The sequence below is a fragment of the Blautia caccae genome, from assembly GCF_040095955.1.
Lineage (GTDB): Bacteria > Bacillota > Clostridia > Lachnospirales > Lachnospiraceae > Blautia > Blautia celeris.
Map to the genome: position 1 here is coordinate 148,652 of NZ_JBBMFP010000012.1, position 17,669 is coordinate 166,320.

At 50.2% G+C, this 17,669-nt stretch carries 17 protein-coding genes and 1 pseudogene; all 18 read right to left on the reverse strand.

Annotated features, from left to right (window positions below):
- Positions 1-14 precede the first annotated feature (14 nt).
- Positions 15-806 carry an SseB family protein gene (locus WMO65_RS14715; protein WP_033142748.1) on the reverse strand — a complete coding sequence of 264 codons (792 nt, stop codon included), beginning with the start codon at positions 804-806 and terminating at the stop codon, positions 15-17.
- Between the two features lie 276 nt (positions 807-1,082).
- The gene (locus WMO65_RS14720; RefSeq protein ID WP_033142747.1) at positions 1,083-1,907 is read right to left on the reverse strand and encodes an MBL fold metallo-hydrolase; all 825 of its coding nucleotides are present in this window, start codon (positions 1,905-1,907) and stop codon (positions 1,083-1,085) included.
- Positions 1,908-1,919: 12 nt separating this feature from the next.
- Positions 1,920-2,786: a hypothetical protein gene (locus tag WMO65_RS14725; RefSeq protein WP_148393485.1), complete on the reverse strand. Its 867-nt coding sequence runs from the start codon at positions 2,784-2,786 to the stop codon at positions 1,920-1,922.
- Positions 2,787-2,947: 161 nt separating this feature from the next.
- The gene (locus WMO65_RS14730) at positions 2,948-4,555 is read right to left on the reverse strand and encodes a sensor domain-containing diguanylate cyclase (protein ID WP_225305344.1); all 1,608 of its coding nucleotides are present in this window, start codon (positions 4,553-4,555) and stop codon (positions 2,948-2,950) included.
- 216 nt (positions 4,556-4,771) lie between these two features.
- Entirely contained in the window at positions 4,772-5,308 is a 537-nt protein-coding gene (locus WMO65_RS14735; protein WP_033142746.1) for a Fe-S-containing hydro-lyase, read from the reverse strand.
- A 32-nt stretch (positions 5,309-5,340) separates the two neighbouring features.
- Positions 5,341-6,186: a fumarate hydratase gene (locus tag WMO65_RS14740; RefSeq protein ID WP_033142745.1), complete on the reverse strand. Its 846-nt coding sequence runs from the start codon at positions 6,184-6,186 to the stop codon at positions 5,341-5,343.
- A 33-nt stretch (positions 6,187-6,219) separates the two neighbouring features.
- Positions 6,220-7,158, reverse strand: a complete 939-nt coding sequence (locus tag WMO65_RS14745; RefSeq protein WP_033142744.1) for an alanine-tRNA synthetase second additional domain-containing protein — start codon at positions 7,156-7,158, stop codon at positions 6,220-6,222.
- Positions 7,159-7,247: 89 nt separating this feature from the next.
- A complete protein-coding gene (locus WMO65_RS14750) occupies positions 7,248-8,498 on the reverse strand; it encodes a methylaspartate ammonia-lyase (protein WP_033142743.1) in 1,251 nt (416 codons plus the stop codon).
- A gap of 90 nt (positions 8,499-8,588) precedes the next feature.
- Complete coding sequence (locus tag WMO65_RS14755; RefSeq protein ID WP_033142742.1) at positions 8,589-10,037, reverse strand: methylaspartate mutase subunit E; 1,449 nt, start codon at positions 10,035-10,037, stop codon at positions 8,589-8,591.
- Entirely contained in the window at positions 10,021-11,409 is a 1,389-nt protein-coding gene (gene glmL / locus WMO65_RS14760) for a methylaspartate mutase accessory protein GlmL (protein ID WP_033142741.1), read from the reverse strand. Before glmL ends, WMO65_RS14755 begins: the two co-directional genes overlap by 17 nt.
- Positions 11,410-11,424: 15 nt before the next feature.
- Positions 11,425-11,862 carry a methylaspartate mutase subunit S gene (gene glmS, locus WMO65_RS14765; protein WP_018594830.1) on the reverse strand — a complete coding sequence of 146 codons (438 nt, stop codon included), beginning with the start codon at positions 11,860-11,862 and terminating at the stop codon, positions 11,425-11,427.
- A gap of 20 nt (positions 11,863-11,882) precedes the next feature.
- The gene (citF, locus tag WMO65_RS14770) at positions 11,883-13,286 is read right to left on the reverse strand and encodes a citrate lyase subunit alpha (RefSeq protein ID WP_243128852.1); all 1,404 of its coding nucleotides are present in this window, start codon (positions 13,284-13,286) and stop codon (positions 11,883-11,885) included.
- A complete protein-coding gene (locus WMO65_RS14775) occupies positions 13,279-14,157 on the reverse strand; it encodes an HpcH/HpaI aldolase/citrate lyase family protein (RefSeq protein WP_033142739.1) in 879 nt (292 codons plus the stop codon). The genes citF and WMO65_RS14775 overlap by 8 nt, the downstream gene beginning before the upstream one ends.
- The gene (gene citD / locus WMO65_RS14780) at positions 14,154-14,426 is read right to left on the reverse strand and encodes a citrate lyase acyl carrier protein (protein WP_033142738.1); all 273 of its coding nucleotides are present in this window, start codon (positions 14,424-14,426) and stop codon (positions 14,154-14,156) included. The genes WMO65_RS14775 and citD overlap by 4 nt, the downstream gene beginning before the upstream one ends.
- A gap of 132 nt (positions 14,427-14,558) precedes the next feature.
- Positions 14,559-15,194, reverse strand: coding sequence for a cyclodeaminase/cyclohydrolase family protein (locus WMO65_RS14785; protein ID WP_033142737.1), 636 nt, complete (start codon positions 15,192-15,194; stop codon positions 14,559-14,561).
- Positions 15,195-15,250: 56 nt separating this feature from the next.
- Entirely contained in the window at positions 15,251-16,144 is an 894-nt protein-coding gene (gene ftcD, locus WMO65_RS14790; RefSeq protein WP_033142736.1) for a glutamate formimidoyltransferase, read from the reverse strand.
- Positions 16,145-16,179: 35 nt separating this feature from the next.
- A complete protein-coding gene (gene hutI, locus WMO65_RS14795) occupies positions 16,180-17,433 on the reverse strand; it encodes an imidazolonepropionase (protein ID WP_054352853.1) in 1,254 nt (417 codons plus the stop codon).
- A gap of 23 nt (positions 17,434-17,456) precedes the next feature.
- Positions 17,457-17,669: pseudogene (locus WMO65_RS14800) on the reverse strand (urocanate hydratase); the annotation flags it as partial.

Here is a 17,669-nt window from a genome sequence, read left to right on the forward strand (position 1 = left end):
TTTGGATGCCCCGCCTATTTGCTTTCTTTCTGGATTCCGAAACGCTTCAGCAGATTTTCAAACTGTTCACTCATGACAATAAGATTAAAGCCCTGGGGATTGACCACAACGCCTTTTGCCAGCGGAATTAATATTTTGTCCAGATTTTTAAATTCTACCACGACAGCCTTAAACTTCTTATCTTTGTTGAACTTTGCGAATTCGCCCGGGTCTGTAAAAATAGGCTGGAATACATCGCCGTTCTTGTTCTTGATATAGGGGACCTGGACATTTTCCTGGCCTTCCTCCTGCTTCTCCACTGCCACCAGAAATTTGCTCTTTACCAGATTGGCTGCCATCTCTTCTTCCAGCTCATTGATGTTCGCCTTCTCAGACATTTCCACGCCCCTTCTGAATTCCTGCATGAAATAAATGCCTGTGAGCTGAAGCTGGGGATTAAACAGCGGTCTCTGGTTCTCCGGGAGCTGGGAAAAATCCGGTCTGCGCACGATCTCCTCCAGGTCAAATTCCGTGGTCTTATCCTTTTCCACAAAAACCACCTCATTGACACCCAGTGTAAAAAGTGTGGAATAAAAATTCAGGAAACTTTTGTTTTCCACCTTGATGGAGGCCACAGGATTTTTCTGCTCCATATACGGTTTTGCCTTTTCCTCCAAATCCTTGCTGTCCTCAAAGACCCACACCTGATCATTATATGTCTCCGGATCGCAGATGATAAAAGGATTGTTGGTTCCTCTGGAAAAAAGCACGTAAAAGGCTTCCATCTGCTGAATTTTCTTAATTGTCTCCATTCTTACTTTGTCCATTGTTCTATGTTCTCCTGTTGTATATTTTTTTAACGGCAGAAATCTGCCAGCTTTTTCTTCTTTTAGTATACACCCAAATCCCGTTCTTGTCCTCAAAAATTTGCATTCTGTGTTATGGCAGGAAATTTACAAATTACTGTTCACACGCCACTGTCCCGCGAGGTGTTTTCAGGCCGAAGGCATGAAAATCCCGAGACAGCCAGCGCGATATGGAGCAGAATGCTCCATATCTGTGCATCGCAAAGCGGGTTGCTGGGCACGCAGTGAACAGTAACCTCAAAACTCCAGCACCTGTCCGGTCTCCGGCAGGATACAGGAATCTCCAAATGCCGCTGCCATCATGCCTGCTGCCCTTTTTCCCGTACAGTGGACCGGCATGAGCACCGGGATGTTCATCTTCTGCAGGCTCTCAATCGTCCCTGTGATCTGTTTTTCCCCTGCCCTGCCAAGATGCATACCTGCAAATACACTGTAAACAGGTATATCCGGCAAGGCTTCCTCTGCCCGCAGAATGCAGTTGACCACACCTCTGTGGCTGCAGCCCATGAACAGGCACAGTCCTTTTTTTGTGCTCACGGCCAGTATCTGTTCATCTTCCATCTCATCTGCCCGCCAGCAAAGCCCTCCGTCTTTTTTGTCCCGGATCCAGAAGCCGGCAGGCCGCTTTTCAAAATCCGTGCGGTACGGGATCTTCCCGATCAGCCAGAAGCCTGGGGCAATCTCTTCCAGGTCTTTGGTATAGCGGACATGGGCCATCCAGTCAGCGTGGCTGTCCGGAATGCCGATGAAGCGCTTGTCTTCTTCCATACCGCTGTATTTCTTTTCAAAGGCGCTTTTTTGTATGTACACAGGAGGCATCCCGCCGCTGCCATCCAGATATTCCATGCCTCCGCAGTGGTCATAATGGCCGTGGCTCAGTATGATACCGTCCAGTTTTGTCAGGTCCACACCCAGGGTCTCCGCATTTTTTAAAAACACATCGCTCTGCCCTGTATCCATCAGAAACCTTCTGTCATTCTCCTCGATCAGAACAGACAGCCCGTGTTCTGCAAAAAGCCCCTGTCTGTAAACTGTATTTTCATTCAATATCGTTATCTTCATCTGCTGCCTCCTCTACTGCAGGGAAGGCATGGGGAAGGTCTGAAATCCGTATTCCGCTTCCCCGTTGTCCCATTTCACTTTTACACTGTAGATAAATCCCGGTTCTGCCTGCAGGACACTGCCCTCTTCCCCCGCAGAGACCGCCACGGATTCCCCCTCAGGTTCTGTCCCTGACTCCCCTGCCTGTCCCTGCATGGAAGAGTCGTACCGGATCACCGTGATCTCTTCCGGTTCTTTTGAAAACACAAGTTTTACTTCCGTATGCTCCTGTATCTTTATCTCCTCATACTGGCTCCACTGCAGAATGGAAGGTGCGTCTGTGGTTTCACTGACCGTCTCACCGTCCTCATTTTCATATTCCCAGCGGTAGCCGCCGACAGTGTTTACTGCTGCTGTGACATTTGCCTGAGGCTGGCTGTACTCCAGATTCAAAAAAGGCAGGGAGGAGGCTTCTTCCTGGAAACTGAACTGCTTCAGAAGTTCACCGTATTGTTCCAGCAGCTCCCGGTTCTCTTTTTCCATCCTTACGATTTTGGTGATACCCGGATACTGACCCGGATAGGACATGGTCATAGCGCCGTTGCCGTAGATTTTTACCACGTCGCCGTTTTCAAGCTCCCACGATTCCAGCTCATCTCCCCGTTCATCCAGAACAGCACCCTCTGGAAGAGGGCCTGTAAAAGGGGTTCCGTTTCTGGTATCTACGAACAGATAGTTTCCCACCGTCTCACCGGTCCCGTCCCGCAAAAACAGGGCTTCCAAAGACGCAGCTTCTGCCTCCCTGTCCCTTTTTTCCTTTCCAAACCAGAAAACCGAAACAGCCGCAGCAGCGGCCAGCACACCTGTTACTGCAATTATAATCAATGTCTTTTTTTTCATGGCGTTTTCCTTTCCTGTTTCTATTCCATATTATACCCTAAGTTTCCGTTTATTCCAATGACAGATATAACCATAAAACAATAAAAACACAAAAGCTGCCACTCCTTCTCTGCCGGAGCCTACAGCCTTTGTGCTTTTCTTTTCACAAGTCAGATATTCTTTTATTGATAAGCAAATCCGCCGTTGTGGGTGACCTTTGCTTCATAGAGCGCTTCATCTGCCGCCTTTGCCAGGGAAAGATAGGTATCCCCGTGTCCGGCGATCACAGCGCCTGCTGACAGGGTGATGGACGGCATATTGCGGCGTTTTGCCTCTTTGCCGATGGTGTTGTTGATATCCTCCATGATCCGTCTGGCAACCGAATAATCGGAGGTGTTGGCAATAAAAATTGCGAACTCATCGCCGTGAAGACGGGAAGCCAGATCCACGGTCCTGATTCGTCCGATGATCATCTGTGCGGTCAGTTTGATCACCTCATCCCCCACACTGTGTCCGTAGTTATCATTGATGCTTTTAAAATGGTCTCCGTCTATCATGACCAGAATACCTCTCTCCTCTTCCTCCATATCATCCAGGGCTGAGGTGATTTCCTTGCGGAAGGACTTGAAATTCATCATTCCGGTCAGGTCATCCACTGCCGCAGCCTTCTGGGCCGCGCTCAGGGCGATTTCAAGTCTTCTCTGTGTCTGTCCAAGCTCCACATAGGCATCTCTCAGCTCCCGGTTCTTTATTCCCTTGCTGACACGTCCTATGACGTAGATGAGCAGAAGCTCCGTCAGAAGCAGAGGAATCAGCCATACCGTCATGGTGGCCTTCACAATGGACATGGCAGGCACCAATACAAGAAAGTTAAAATCCTGCTCCCTGTGCAGGTATCCGAACTGTGACCTGCCGTTCAGGTTCAGACGGACCGTCTCTTCTTTTTTATCAAGAAGCTTCTCCATCCCGTTCCCCAAATCCTGCCTGAAAGCATAGAATGCCTCTGCTGCTTCCTTCTTATCTTTGGCCTTTGCCAGTTCCTCCGGGGCACCGGATGCGGCATCCTCCATCTCTTTTTTGGCAGCCTCCACACTGTCTGCTGTTTCATCCAAAGACGCGTACAGGCTGCCTCCCAGATACTTTTCTTCCGTGCTTCCTATAACGGTTCCGCTGCCGTCGAATATCATTACCTGTTCCTTCTCATAGCGGTCCAGTCCTGACACCAGATTCTGGATATCCCCCATTTTGATATCATAGGCAAAGACAGTCTCCCCGTCAGGCTGAAGCTGTGAGATCGTAGTCAGAATGTAATGGTTTGCGTAGCTCATATAAGGGGGTGTGAATACAATCTCTCCTTTTCCCTCCACAGCAGCTTTGTACCATGGACGCTCAGTTGCAACATACCCGGTTTCCTCGTACTGGGAATATGGCGTGTCCCAGCTATAGAGATAGCGGCCTTTGTAATACATATAAAGCCCGTCAAAAGTGTCTCCCTCAATCTCCAGCATTTTAGAATCCATGCTTTTTAAATAATCCCAGATGGAGTCAGGCTCGGGATGGTTTCCGATCTCCTGGGTCATCATCTCTGCAAACAGCCGGAAGGAGTGCTTGTAATTCTCCATGATCTCATGGAAAGCCGTTCCCGTGTCACCTGCATGTTCTGCCAGATTTCCGTCAATTGCTCTTATCTCCCCTCTGCCGATCAGACAGACTGCCAGTATGTTGACCGCAAGAAAGACGGCTGCCATAACCGCCGTCTTTTTCCGGCCCTCCAGTTTTTTCCGCTGCATAAACGTATTCCCCCCAGGTTTGTAGTCTTCCATTACACTTTTATATCCTTTTTACTTTTCCTGCATTTTATGTAATTATATCATATAACAAAGGAAGAGGTAAAGGTGAAGCGTTGTCCCGTTCTGTTCTTTTTTGTATATTTTTGTCATGTAACTGTGAGATATATACAAAAACAGCGGAAGGTGTATTTTCCTTCCGCTGTACCGGTTCCTATACTATTTCATTACTTCCTCATAGAGATTCCTGCCCTGGGAATCAATGACTACGATCACAGGGAAATTCTCCACCTCAAGCCGGCGGATAGCCTCTGTTCCCAGATCGTCATAAGCGATGACCTCTGCTTTCTTGATACATTTGGAGAGCAGAGCTCCTGCCCCGCCCACGGCTGCGAAGAACACAGCTCCGTTTCTGACAATGGCATCTGTCACCTCTTTTTTCCTCTTTCCCTTGCCGATCATTCCGGTAAGGCCCAGGTCGAGAAGCCTGGGCGCGTATTTGTCCATGCGGCTGGCCGTGGTCGGTCCCGCGGAGCCGATGGGACGTCCCTCCCTGGCAGGTGTGGGACCCATGTAATAGATCACATTGCCTTCCATCTCAATGGGAAGCTTTTCCCCTCTGTCCAGTGTCTGATCCATGCGGAGATGGGCCGCATCCCTTGCTGTATAAATAGTTCCCGTAATATACACATAATCGCCTGCCTGGAGTGTCTTCACTTCTTCCCTGTCAAGCGGCGCTTTCAAATATCTATCCATAGCGTAACCTCCTTACTCTCATCAGATTCTGATCAGATTGTCCTCACAATATGCCGATTTACATGACAGCAGATGTTCACTGCCACAGGCAGGCCCGCAATATGGGTGGCATATGTATTGATATTCACGGCAAGGGCAGTGGTGTCTCCGCCCAGACCTGCAGGTCCCAGACCGATACCATTGATCTTTGCCAGCAGTTCCTCCTCCAGCGCTTTGATATGCTCCAGCTCTGAATGGGTTCCCACCTCTCTTGTGAGGGCTTTCTTTGCCAGAATGGCCGCTTTTTCAAAGGTGCCGCCAATGCCCACACCCACAACTACAGGTGGACATGCGTTAGGCCCGGCTTCCCGCACAGCGTTTATAATGGCGTCCTTTACACCCTCCACGCCGTCCGCCGGTTTCAGCATATAGATCTTGCTCATATTCTCGCTTCCGAAGCCCTTAGGTGCCACCGTGATCTCCACCTGATCACCGGGGACCAGCTCATAATGGATGATAGCAGGGGTGTTGTCCTTTGTGTTCACACGGATGAGAGGATCCCCCACAACGGATTTCCGAAGATATCCTTCCTCATACCCTCTGCGCACACCTTCATTTACAGCCTCTTCCACACTGCCGCCCTCAAAATGCACATCCTGTCCGATCTTCAGAAAAACCACCGCCATGCCTGTATCCTGACAGATGGGGATCATATCTTTTCCCGCAATATCCAGATTCTCCAGAAGCTGTCCCAGAATCTGTTTTGCCAGCGGTTTTGTCTCCCGCTCACAGGCATTCTTCATTGCCCTGTCCATATCCGGGGCAAGATAGTGGTTGGCCTGAATGCACATCTCTTTGATGTTATCTGTTAAAAGTTCAACGTTTACACTACGAACCATGCCTTTTTCCTCCAAATCTTATTTCTTCCCTGCTCAGCTTAACTGCCGCTTCACGTCAATGCGGTTAAAGTCTGACAAATCCTCAGACCTGTGCTTACCGATCAGTCCCACCAGCATATAATAGCCGGTTCTGGGATCAATGGGATAGTCTTTTACCAGGGTGAAATCCTCTATTTTTCCTGTGCTGGATACATGCATACGCGGCCCCAGACACTCCAGGACCATCTCGCCGATCTGCACGTGGTTCTCATCATAGTAGGATACAGATAAATCCTGCTTCACTGCATCCTTCACCTTTTTCTCCAGCTCATATAAATCCACATCCGGCTTTTCCTCAAACTCCAGCACGAATCCGTGGCGCACATCCGAGCGCGGGCCGTCCTGGGCAAAGCCGTCTCCCATATAGTACACGCACAGATCCTCCAGGGTATGGGCCATCTTCCTGTATTTTACGGATTTGTGCACAATATTCGCTATATTCTCCGGCAGAGGGCCGAACATGTTCGGTCTGGTGATGATGATCTCCTCGCCAATGCCTACAAGCAGATCCGCATTTCTGTGCAACATGGGGTAGATCAGATCAAAGTGTTCCACAATGACCTGTTTCCCGTGATTGGCGGCATCCAGAATGGTGTCCGCCAGCACATGCATCTGGGTAAATGCGGATTCAAAGCGGATATCCAGATGATAAGTATGCGGGGAGAACGGGTCCGTCAGGTCCTCATGCAGCAGGGGCAGGGGCCTGATATTCACGCCCTCATCGTCATTGGTCAGGTCAATACCGGGAAACATACCTTTTATGAGCAGGCTCTTTCCCGCTCCGGCATCTCCTATGATTCCTATAATATGGTCAAAAGGGCTCAAATACATCTGACTGAGCTGCATCCCCAGATCCGCCATACGACGGTTTCCTCTGGGCGCAAAATAAAAGCTGTACAGGTTTCCTTCCTGCATCTGTTTTGAATATGCCATAGACTGTTCCTTCCCAAAATGCTGAAATAGCCGGACAATCCTGCAGGCAGAAGCCCGCAGAACCGTCTGGCATAGTCATTCATTTTCATTTAATTTGCTTTTTTCGCATTTCTAAGGGCAATGATCCTCTGCATTTCATTGTAGACGATCATGTATCCTTCGTCAACACCCATACCCGGTTTTGCCAGGATCTGGTCCGGTTTGGTAGCCATTGCGCAGTTTACGCAGACCTGTGCGGAACGGTCTGTCTCGTTGCAGGTACCTCCCTGATAAGCGCCGAAGCCTTTTTCCTTGCAGTAAAGAACAGCTTCCACAATGTTGTTGATGCCGCCCAGGTCAGGTGTTTTGATCTGAGCCATATGGCCTGCTTTGTTGTCTGCAAAGTATTTTACATCTTCCAGAGTGTTGCACCATTCGTCGGCAACCAGCTCCACGTCAATGCCTCTTCTGTCCACTTCTTCTCTTAATCCCTTTAAGCAGAGCATCTGTTTTTCTCTCTCCTCTGCGTCCATAGGTCCTTCGATCCTCAAGTGGAAAGGTTTTGCGGCCTCCTCAAGCTCTGCCAGATAATCTGCCATTGCGGTGTAGTTGTCCACGCCGAAGATAGCGCCGATGGTGCCGTATACGTCAATGTGGAATACAGGCATGTAATTCTCGTCATTGCGCAGTTTCAGCACACGGTCACTTAACCATTTTACATACTCTTTCAAAAGCTCACCGTGCTCGCCCAGTTTTGTCTTTACATTATTGATGAGGGCATGAGGCATAACTGCCGCTCCCTTTAAGATCATCTTGTCAGAGTTGTCATATCTGTTGTCACCGGACTGGGTAAAGATGGGAATCGGCTCCTCGGAAACGGTTGTGCCGTACTCATCTGCCACTACCTCACACATCAGTCTCTTGGAGGATTTTGCAACAGCATCCAGAATTGCCTGGCTTACACCGTAGCGAATGGCTGTGTGCAGTCTCTTACCGTCAACCTGCAGGTTTTCCAGCATTGCACACAGGTCTTTAAAGCTGTCTGCCTCTCTGCCTACCAGTTCCGGTTTGATATATTTTTCAATGATCGGAATAAAGTCTTCTGCTAAGAACAGCGGGTCTCTTCCGCCTGCGCCGGAATACTGAACAGCCGCGCAGTCTCCCCATGCGATCTGTCCGTCTTCCAGGATCAGCATAACGGAGATGGCTTCTCCTGCCTGTCTTACGGATTTGAACCCCGGTGTCACAGTCTCTCCAAAGTACGCGGAACCGTCTGCTACAGCACCTTTTTTGATCGCTCTCTGGTCATCAAAGAAAAAACCTGTTCTTGCTTTGGAACAAACAACGTCTACAATTTTCATGATACACTTCTCCTATTATTGTGATTTTCTGTAACCGCCCGGAATGTCCGGGCAGTTCTGATTTTCTATATTCCGGGTTATGCTGTGATTTTATTTTGGTTTACCAACCAGTCTGCCTTTGCTGATGGCATATACGTCATCAATGACCATCTGGAAGGATGCTTTTCTCTTCTCCATTTTCGCTCTGTGCTCAATCTTGCCCTGGTTAAAGTCTTTAAGCTCTCTTGGCAGCGGCACGTTGGCTACGTTCAGGTAACGCACAGCGCCTTCAAAGTCACGGGCCGGAAGCATCTTGCCTGCATTGTATTTGCTGGGTGCAAACGGAATATCCAGGACACCTGCCTTCACTGCGCGGATGGCGCCCAGTGCCAGATCTCCCATGCCAAGCTCAAAGCATTTGTCCACGATCGCACAGGTCTCACCTTTGATGATGGCTTTTTCAAGCTCTAAGGCAGAGCTTTTCAGTTCCTGGTCTGCCAAAAGGGAGATAGCCTGTTTGGTACAGCGCAGTCCCTGTGCATTGGCTTCCATGGTAGGAACGCCCATAGCCTCATGAGGTGTCTTTACGATCACCTTTGTAGCTTTTGCCAGGGCCGCCACAGAGCTTCCCCAGGAGATAACCGCAAATGCTTTGGACTCATCCTGCGGGAAACCGCCCATCCACTGATGGAGCACGGAGGTAACGGTCACGTCCTCATAGCCGTATTTTTCCAGATATTCCTCTGTCAGCTCCTCTAAAACTCTGAGGGCTGCAACGTCCTGAACCAGGTTACCGCACTGGCCATAGCCTACTGTCACGTTCTTTACACCCTGTTCTGCCGCCAGCATGGCCTCAATGATAGCCACTGCGTTGGACATGGAGGGCGGAACCAGTGTTCCGGTCAGAGGGCCGTATGGCTCACGGTTGATGGAAACACCTGCTTCCTCGTAGATGCCTGTCAGACGGTCAACATACATCCAGTCATAAATCGTTCTCTCCAGAGGCACATCTTTGGCATAGGGAATATTATAAGAAATACCGCCTCCCTCATAGCTTGTGAAGCCGCCTGCATAACAGATCTCTGTCAGCAGTCTGGCATCCGGTGTGCCGTGGCGTACCTGTACCGGGGTATCCAGATTCTCGATAATAGAACGGCAGCCGAATACGCCATGGTTTACAGCCGGAAAACCGTTCAGCATGGATTTCTGTGTGTGGATAGATTCTTTGATTCCCACCTCAGCCTCTTCGTAGCGGTTCTGACGGGTATAGGAATCAATGGTGGTGGGCAGTAAATCTGCCTCGCCCTTATCCTGCAGATACTGCAGCAGTTTGATATGCTCGTCGATCAGTGCCACACCGGCTCTTGGCTGGATCAGTGTTTTTCTCTCTTTTTTGGCATTTGCCAGTTTCCGTGAAAAGCTCTTGCTCTCCGGCATCGCTTTATGGTAATCTATGGCCTCCTCGAAGTTTACTTCTTTTCCGGTAGGCCACTGTTCCATAACCTCTTTCCGTATTCCATAGAACTCATCATCAGATAATTTCTTATTCCTTATGTCCATAATAAGCAATCTCCTTCTTCATGATTTCCAGGGCAGCCTGGGGGTACTGTTTTGATAGCAGTCCCATGGCAGCCAGGATATACTTTCTATCCACTAAGATTTCCGCTTTTTCCGGCCTTAATGAGGCAGGACTGCTTTCATCAAATAGTGCATACTTTGCAATTTCTTCTGTGTGTTTTGCATGGATCAATGCGCCCCCCGTAACTACCACGTATTTTACGCGGCGCAGATCCTTTCCGCTCTGTACAAAGGTCAGCCCGCTGGGGGTATAGACCTGTTCCAGAGAACCGGCATGGCGGGCAACCGCGGTTTCAACGGCTGCACATGCCAGTGCATAATCCATCTTTTCCATCTCTTCGCTGTCAGGAATGTAATCTGTGTGGTGTTCCAGATAGTCCACAAGCTCGTTTACCTTGTTCCGGGCAAGTCCCGCGATCTTGGCAAGCTTTCTGTCTCCTGCTGCTTCCATGATGCCCCTGACGCTGTACCGCATCCCTATGTCACCCTCCACGGTCCGCTTGGTGTAAGGCTCCTGCAGTCCCTTGATAACGGTCATAGTGTTGGCCGGGCTTCCTTCTGCCACAGAATATACGTCCGTGGTGGCCCCGCCCAGATCCACGCCCACCAGTTCTCCGATCCCGGGGATCTCGTCCCAGCCGTCTGAGAGAAGTTCCATGGCTGTCAGCATGGCTGACGGTGTGGGCATGATAATGCCGGACATCAGATCCATGGCCTGGGTCAGTCCCTTTCCCTGCACAATGCGGTTCAGGAAGATCTCCCGTATCTGCTTCTGCGTGGGTTCAATGTTCAGCTCGCCCAGCCTCGGCATCACGTTCTCACAGATGTAAGTGGTCCTACCGGCCAGGATCTCCTGGCAGTCATCCGCACAGCAGCGGTTGCCTGCAATGACCACAGGACAGTCATAGCTGAGTCCTGCCAGCATCTTTGCATTGTACAGGATGCAGTCTGTATTTCCGCCGTCTGTTCCCCCTGTAAGCAGGATAATATCCGGATGGTATTCCTCAATCTCCTTCATGTCGCCTTTTGTGAGCTGGAAGGAATAGGTCTTCCATACCTTTGCGCCTGCACCCAGAGATGCCTCCCTGGAAGCCTGGGCTGTGAGCTCGGGAACCAGTCCGCAGGAAATCATTTTCAGTCCGCCGGCTGCGCTGGAACAGGCGTACGTCTCACCGAATTCCAGATGGCCTGTGGTCTTCTCCAGAATCTGTATGGCATCATGAAGACCATTGTTGATATCTGTCTCTACTGTTGTATATGCCGCCGCCGTTCCCAGAATCTCGCAATTCTCCACGTCAACAGCTGTCGCTTTGGTGTTGGTACTTCCAAAGTCCACCAAAAGAACTGGTTTCATTTTCCATCGCCCCTTTTATTCTGCTGCCTGCTGGTCTTCTTCCGGGATTCCCAGGTCCTCATAAAGCGCTGCAATGGTTGTCTCCGGTGCAGTGCCCGGCCCGAATACACGGTCAAAGCCCATGGCTTTGAAGCGTCTCTCCACCTCGTCAAAGGGCTGTTTTCCTACTACGATATTGCCGCCCACATAGAGAAGGATGCCTTTTAATCCGGCCTCATCACATTTGTCGCGAAGACCTCTGCAGTCCAGCTCTCCGTGTCCGTAGAGAGAGGAAACCATAATGCCGTCAGCATTGGTCTCGATGGCTGCTGAAATATACTCTTCCTGGGAAACCATAACCCCCAGATTGATCACCTCAAACCCTGCACCCGTAAATGCATGTTCCAGAATACTGATGCCTACCGCATGCACATCGGCTCCGATAACACCGATGACTAATTTTTTCTTATCCACTGTAAACCGCTCCCTTCCAGTTATATAGTATTTTTAATGGTATCCAAAAGTGTGCCGTCGCGGTACAGGACTTTCGCAACGACCCTGTCTCCCCGTTCTACGGCCTTCGGTACGCCCGCAATCTCTTCTGCGATCTTCTTTAATTCTTTGATATCTTTTACCGGAAGTCCGGCTTTTTCTAATTTCTCCCTCAGTTCCTTCTGGGCCGGATTGACTGCAATGCCCCTCTGCGTTACGATCACATCCACGGTGCTGCCCGGTGTGGATTTACAGAGCACCTCGTCCACGATAAGGGGAAGTCTTGCCCTTATCAGGGGAGCCACCACGATCGCCAGCTTGGCGCCTGCCGCTGTATCGCAGTGTCCGCCGGAGCCGCCCATAATGTAACCATTGGAGTCTGTATGTACATTTACATTAAAGTCCGTGTCCACCTGGGTAGCTCCCAGGATCACCACATCCAGGCTGTCTACCGCGGCACTTTTCGCTGCCGGAGAAGCATAGCGCATAGCGGATATCTCCTGATGCTTTGGATTCTCACGGATGGATTCGATAGCTTTTAAATCAAAGCACTGCACATCCAGAATGGTTTCAAAATACCCTTTGTTCGCCATATCGACCAGATATCCGGTGATCCCGCCCATGCAGAAGCTGCCTTTGATATGGTCTTTTTCCATCATCTCCTCCACGTATTTGGCAACAGCCAGGGATGCACCGCCGGCTCCTGTCTGGAAGGAGAATCCGTCTTTTAAGTATCCGGAGTTCTTTACCACCTGCGCGGCCAGTCCTGCGATGCGCAGTCCCACCGGGTCACGGGTGATCTTGGTTGTTCCGGAGACAATCTTTGTGGGGTCGCCGATCTGCTCCACTTCCACCACATAGTCGATATATCCTTCCGCAATAGAGGTATCTTTCAGTGGGTAGGGCACCAGATTGTCAGTCAGAACCACCACCTTGTCCGCATGCATGGCATCAGAGAAGGCATAGCCCAGGGAACCGCAGGCAGACGGTCCGTACTTGCCGCTGCAGTTTCCCATATTGTCCGCACAGGGTGCGGCGATGAACGCAATGTCAATCTTGGAGGAACCGTTCTCCATGTCCCCGGCCCTTCCGCCGTGGCTTCTGAAGATCACGGGCTTTTCCAGGATTCCCCGGGAGATGGCTTTTCCCACCTTGCCGCCCATGTAGTTGCACTCCAGGCCAGTGACAACACCGCTTTCGATGTGTCCGATAATGGGTTCATGGATATCAAATATGGAACTTGCGTTCACGGTCAGATTCTTGATTCCCATCTCGGCAGCCTGGGCGAGCACCATGTTCAGCACATAGTCTCCGTTTCTCATATGATGATGGAAGGAAATCGTCATTCCATCCTTCAAACCTGTCTTTTCAATGGCTTCTTTTAATGAACCGAGTAATTTACTCATACTGCGCACCTCCATAAATGGCTTTCTCCATTTCCAGCACCTGGGAGGCGCGTTTTACTATGGGGGCATCTATCATTTTGCCGCGGAGGGAGATCACGCCCTTGCCCTGACGCTTGCCCTCTTCAATGGCATCCATCACATCGTGGGCATAGGCGATCTCCGCCTCTGTGGGTGAAAATACGGCATTGACTATGTCCACATGGCGCGGTGAGATGACTGCCTTGCCGGCAAATCCCAGGCTCTTGGCAAACTCTGTGTCTTTTTCAAGGCCCTCCATATCCTCCACATCCGTGAACGGTGTATCGTATGCTTCGATGCCGCAGGCCCTGGCTGCACACACCAGCCTGGTTCTGGCATAGAAAATCTCATTTCCCTCTTTTGTCCGTTTACAGTGCAGGTCAGCGGTAAAATCCTCACCGCCTAAAAACAGGCCGATCACTCTGGCATCCGCAGTCGCGATCTCAAAAGCCTTCTCCACACCCATAGCAGTTTCAATGAGCGGAAGGATCTTAACAGTTCCCTCCTCTATTCCTGCTGCCCGTTCCACCTCTGCCATACAGGCAGATACTTCCCGGATCATGGCACCGCCGTTTACTTTTGTGGGCATGATCACATCCGGTTTCAGGGGAATGACAGCTCTCAAATCCTCTTTCCAGAACGCGGTGTCTGTGGGATTGATCCGCACCACAGTCTCACAGCCCGGATAGGACTGGTAGCGAAGGGCGTTTCTCACCAGTATTCTGGCTGCGTCCTTTTCATCCGGAGATACCGCATCCTCCAGATCAAAGATGATGGTATCAGCTCCCAGGGTGTCACCGTTAATCAGCATGTTCGGCGTATTTCCCGGCAAAAACAACATGGTTCGTCTCATGGCTGTTCAACTCCCCCTCTTTTTAATGCGGTCTCCATACGCGCACGGATCACACAGTCCAATGCGCCTTTGTCCTTGATAAAAACTTTCCCTGTAGACACTTCAAATTCTTTCAGTGTGTCCAGTACAGCGGCCCGAATGGAATCCATATACTGGTTGGCTACTACAGAGTCAATTTCCAGGATCAGCTCTTTGTCATCCGGTTCGATCTGAATGAACAAATCACTGGATTCCAGGGTTCCTGCTACTGCATTCTTGAGAATCTTCACAGGTTTTCTCCTTTCTGCATTACATATTCTTTTCTTTCTTTCCTCCGCGCAAAAATCCGTCGACTCCGGCTTTTGCAGAAACCTCCGCGTACACGGAACCTTCTGGAAAAGCCGAAGTCAATCGGCTTTTTCTCATTCCTCCACTGTGCTCTTGGAGACACCGGCCTGTGCCAGAATCTTTTTCTCGTATGCCAGAGCATTTTTTTCTATGACTGCGACTTCTTTGGCGGTCTCTTCCACAAAAGCCTCGTCTTTGATGGATTCCAGATTGATCTTTACATTGAAAAGGGCTCCAAGGACTGCAGTTCTGGCCATCATAGTGGCTACCAGTGCGTCGGTCACTGCTGTCTTGTTGCCTTTTGTCACCATAACTTCCGCGTAGGGCATAACCTCATAGGCACGTTTTGCCACAGATAAAGGAACCGCAACGGCTGCCTTTAAGCCGTCCTGCATGGCTTTCGTACGGGCTGCTTTCTCCTCCTCTGTCTCCTTCGGAAGGGTCAGGGCCTGCATGTAGAGGTCAAAGGATTCGCTGTCGCGCTTGATGTCATCCAGAAGGTGCTCACAGATCTCATGCATGGGAGCAACTGCCTTCTTCATCTCCTCCTCCACTTCCGCGTATTTTTTCTTGCCGATGGTGAGTCCTGCCACCATCTCTGTCAGCGCTGCCGCCAGGGCACCAGCAAGGGCGGAAATACTTCCGCCCCCCGGTACTGGTTCATTGGAGGCTGTCTGCATGGCAAACTGTTCTACTGTCATATTTTTCATGTCGTATAACCTCTCTTTATTCCACTCTATATTACGTGCAGTGTCCTGCCGTTTTCTTACAGACGTGTCTCCAGAACCTGTTTGGAATCAAAGCCTTCAAAGCCTAAGTAGTATTCTGCGCAGTCAACGATAGCCTGCAGCGGGATCAGTCCTACTACCTCGCTGCCCAGTACATTGACACCGTAGCGTCTGGCTTCCATGCGTACGGTTTCAAATACAGTGTAAACAGAAGTCTTTGTATAGTCTGTCAGGTTCATGGATACCTGTGCGATATTTCTGTCTTCCAGCATAACGCCCATAGCTTTGCAGAAACGGAAGCCGCCTTTTACGTGACGGATCTTATCTGCGATTTTCTGTGCGATCTCCACATTTGGAGTATCCAGGTTGATGTTGTAGGCGATCAGAGGCATTCTTGCGCCGATCGCTGTCACACCGCCGGTAGGATGGATGGTGTTCGGGCCAAAGTCCGGTTTCCATTTTTCCTGGTCTTTCATTTTCTCAGCCATACCCTCAAACTGTCCCTGGCGAACCTTTGCCAGATTCTCTCTGTGAGGAGCTGTCGCTGATTTTTCATATAAGAAGAACGGCTGTCCGAATTTCTCAGATGCCTCTTTTGCCACTGCTTTTGCCACTGCGTCAGCGTCTTCCACTGTCACGCCGCGGATGGGGATGAACGGAACAACGTCCACACAGCCCATGCGGGGATGCTGGCCCTGATGTTTTGTCATGTCGATCAGTTCCACTGCTTTACCGATTGCTGCAACCATTGCGTCTTTTAATGGCTCCGGCTCACCGATAACGGTTACAACGCTTCTGTTGTGGTCTTCATCGGAAGTGTAGTCCAAAAGTTTAACGCCCTCTCTGTTACGGAAGCAGTCAACGATCTTTTCGACTTTCTCTTTGTCTCTTCCTTCACTGAAATTAGGTACGCATTCGATAATTCTATCCATGATATTTTCTCCTTTATGTTTTAATGAATTTAGGGTTACCACTCTTTATGATAAACAGTATCGCCATTCTTGATGACCGTCTCCACCAGGTTGATGGCGGTATGATACGGCATGAAATGAATGGACGGGAATTTCAGGAAAATAATGTCCGCAGCTTTCCCCGGCTCTATGCTTCCCACTTTGTCAGCGCGGTCAACAGCGGCTGCGCCGTTGATGGTCAGAGCTGTGATGACTTCCTCTATGGACATATTCATGTAAATGCATCCAAGGGCAACCATCAGGGGGATGGAGTTGGAAAAGCAGCTTCCCGGATTCAGATCAGAAGCCAATGCAACTGCGCAGCCCTCGTCGATCATCTTCCTTGCGGGGGCATACTCCTCCTTCAAGCCAAAAGCAGTCAGGGGCAGGATGGTGCTGATCACACCGGCATCCCGCATCTGGCGGATGCCCTCATCGGATGCCTTCAGCAGATGGTCTGCGGAAACCGCTCCCACTCTCGCCGCCAGCTCAGAGCCTCCAAGCTGGTAGATCTCATCTGCATGGATCTTCAGCTTAAAGCCCATCTCCTTTGCTTTTGTCATATAATACTCGGAGTCCTCCACGGTAAACACATTCTTCTCTGTGAAGATATCCGCAAATTCTGCCAGATTCTCTTCTTTTACCTTTGGCATTACATGGTTTAACTGTTCGTCCAGGAATTCTCTTTCTTTTCCCTTCCACTGGGGAAGTACGCTGTGAGGGCCCAAAAATGTGGATACAATGTCCACCGGATGGGTCTCATTTAACTTCTTCATGGCACGGAGCATTTTCAGCTCTGTCTCACAGTCCATGCCGTAGCCGCTCTTGCCTTCCACGGTTGTCACGCCGAATTCCAGCATGCGGTTCAGGCGCTCTTTGCCGGCTTCCATCAGTTCTTCCTCTGAAGCTTCTCTGGTGGGAACCACGGTGGCGTTGATGCCGCCGCCGCGTTCCATGATTGACATGTAGCTGTCACCTTTCAGTCTCCAGGAGAATTCATCTGCACGGTATCCGCCGAAAATGAAATGTGTATGGGAATCCACGAATCCCGGCATAACGGTTTTGCCCGCTGCGTCGATCACTTCGTATTCTTCCGAATTTACCTGTTTATCCAGTTCCTCTGTGGTGCCCACAGCGATGATCTTATCGTCATGGATGATCACTGCGCCGTCATAGATCAGGCCGATATCTGACATTTCTTTTCCATGCTTCGGCGCTTTGCCCTTACAGGTCACAAGCTCGGAGGCATGGCGGATGTAACGTTTCTTCATGTCTTATCTCCTTTTCCTGCTTCTCAGTGATGTGCGTGATGCTCTTCCACTACAACGTCTTTGCATACTCTCTCGATCATATCTTCATCTGCAAGGTACGGCATGGTGATGTAATCCTGCCCTTCCCTTGTCTTGTTGTACTCTGCTACGGTCTCGATGGAGTGCTCGCATCTTCCCCAGCTCCTTCTCGATACACCGATCATGGTATCCCACGGGATCGCTGCCCGTAAGATCTC

Bases quoted from the DNA above. Each gene is read 5' to 3' on its own strand.
- WMO65_RS14715 (WP_033142748.1), bottom strand. From the start codon at position 806: ATGGACAAAGTAAGAATGGAGACAATTAAGAAAATTCAGCAGATGGAA.
- WMO65_RS14720 (WP_033142747.1), bottom strand. From the start codon at position 1,907: ATGAAGATAACGATATTGAATGAAAATACAGTTTACAGACAGGGGCTT.
- WMO65_RS14725 (WP_148393485.1), bottom strand. From the start codon at position 2,786: ATGAAAAAAAAGACATTGATTATAATTGCAGTAACAGGTGTGCTGGCC.
- WMO65_RS14730 (WP_225305344.1), bottom strand. From the start codon at position 4,555: ATGCAGCGGAAAAAACTGGAGGGCCGGAAAAAGACGGCGGTTATGGCA.
- WMO65_RS14735 (WP_033142746.1), bottom strand. From the start codon at position 5,308: ATGGATAGATATTTGAAAGCGCCGCTTGACAGGGAAGAAGTGAAGACA.
- WMO65_RS14740 (WP_033142745.1), bottom strand. From the start codon at position 6,186: ATGGTTCGTAGTGTAAACGTTGAACTTTTAACAGATAACATCAAAGAG.
- WMO65_RS14745 (WP_033142744.1), bottom strand. From the start codon at position 7,158: ATGGCATATTCAAAACAGATGCAGGAAGGAAACCTGTACAGCTTTTAT.
- WMO65_RS14750 (WP_033142743.1), bottom strand. From the start codon at position 8,498: ATGAAAATTGTAGACGTTGTTTGTTCCAAAGCAAGAACAGGTTTTTTC.
- WMO65_RS14755 (WP_033142742.1), bottom strand. From the start codon at position 10,037: ATGGACATAAGGAATAAGAAATTATCTGATGATGAGTTCTATGGAATA.
- glmL (WP_033142741.1), bottom strand. From the start codon at position 11,409: ATGAAACCAGTTCTTTTGGTGGACTTTGGAAGTACCAACACCAAAGCG.
- citF (WP_243128852.1), bottom strand. From the start codon at position 13,286: ATGAGTAAATTACTCGGTTCATTAAAAGAAGCCATTGAAAAGACAGGT.
- WMO65_RS14775 (WP_033142739.1), bottom strand. From the start codon at position 14,157: ATGAGACGAACCATGTTGTTTTTGCCGGGAAATACGCCGAACATGCTG.
- WMO65_RS14785 (WP_033142737.1), bottom strand. From the start codon at position 15,194: ATGAAAAATATGACAGTAGAACAGTTTGCCATGCAGACAGCCTCCAAT.
- ftcD (WP_033142736.1), bottom strand. From the start codon at position 16,144: ATGGATAGAATTATCGAATGCGTACCTAATTTCAGTGAAGGAAGAGAC.
- hutI (WP_054352853.1), bottom strand. From the start codon at position 17,433: ATGAAGAAACGTTACATCCGCCATGCCTCCGAGCTTGTGACCTGTAAG.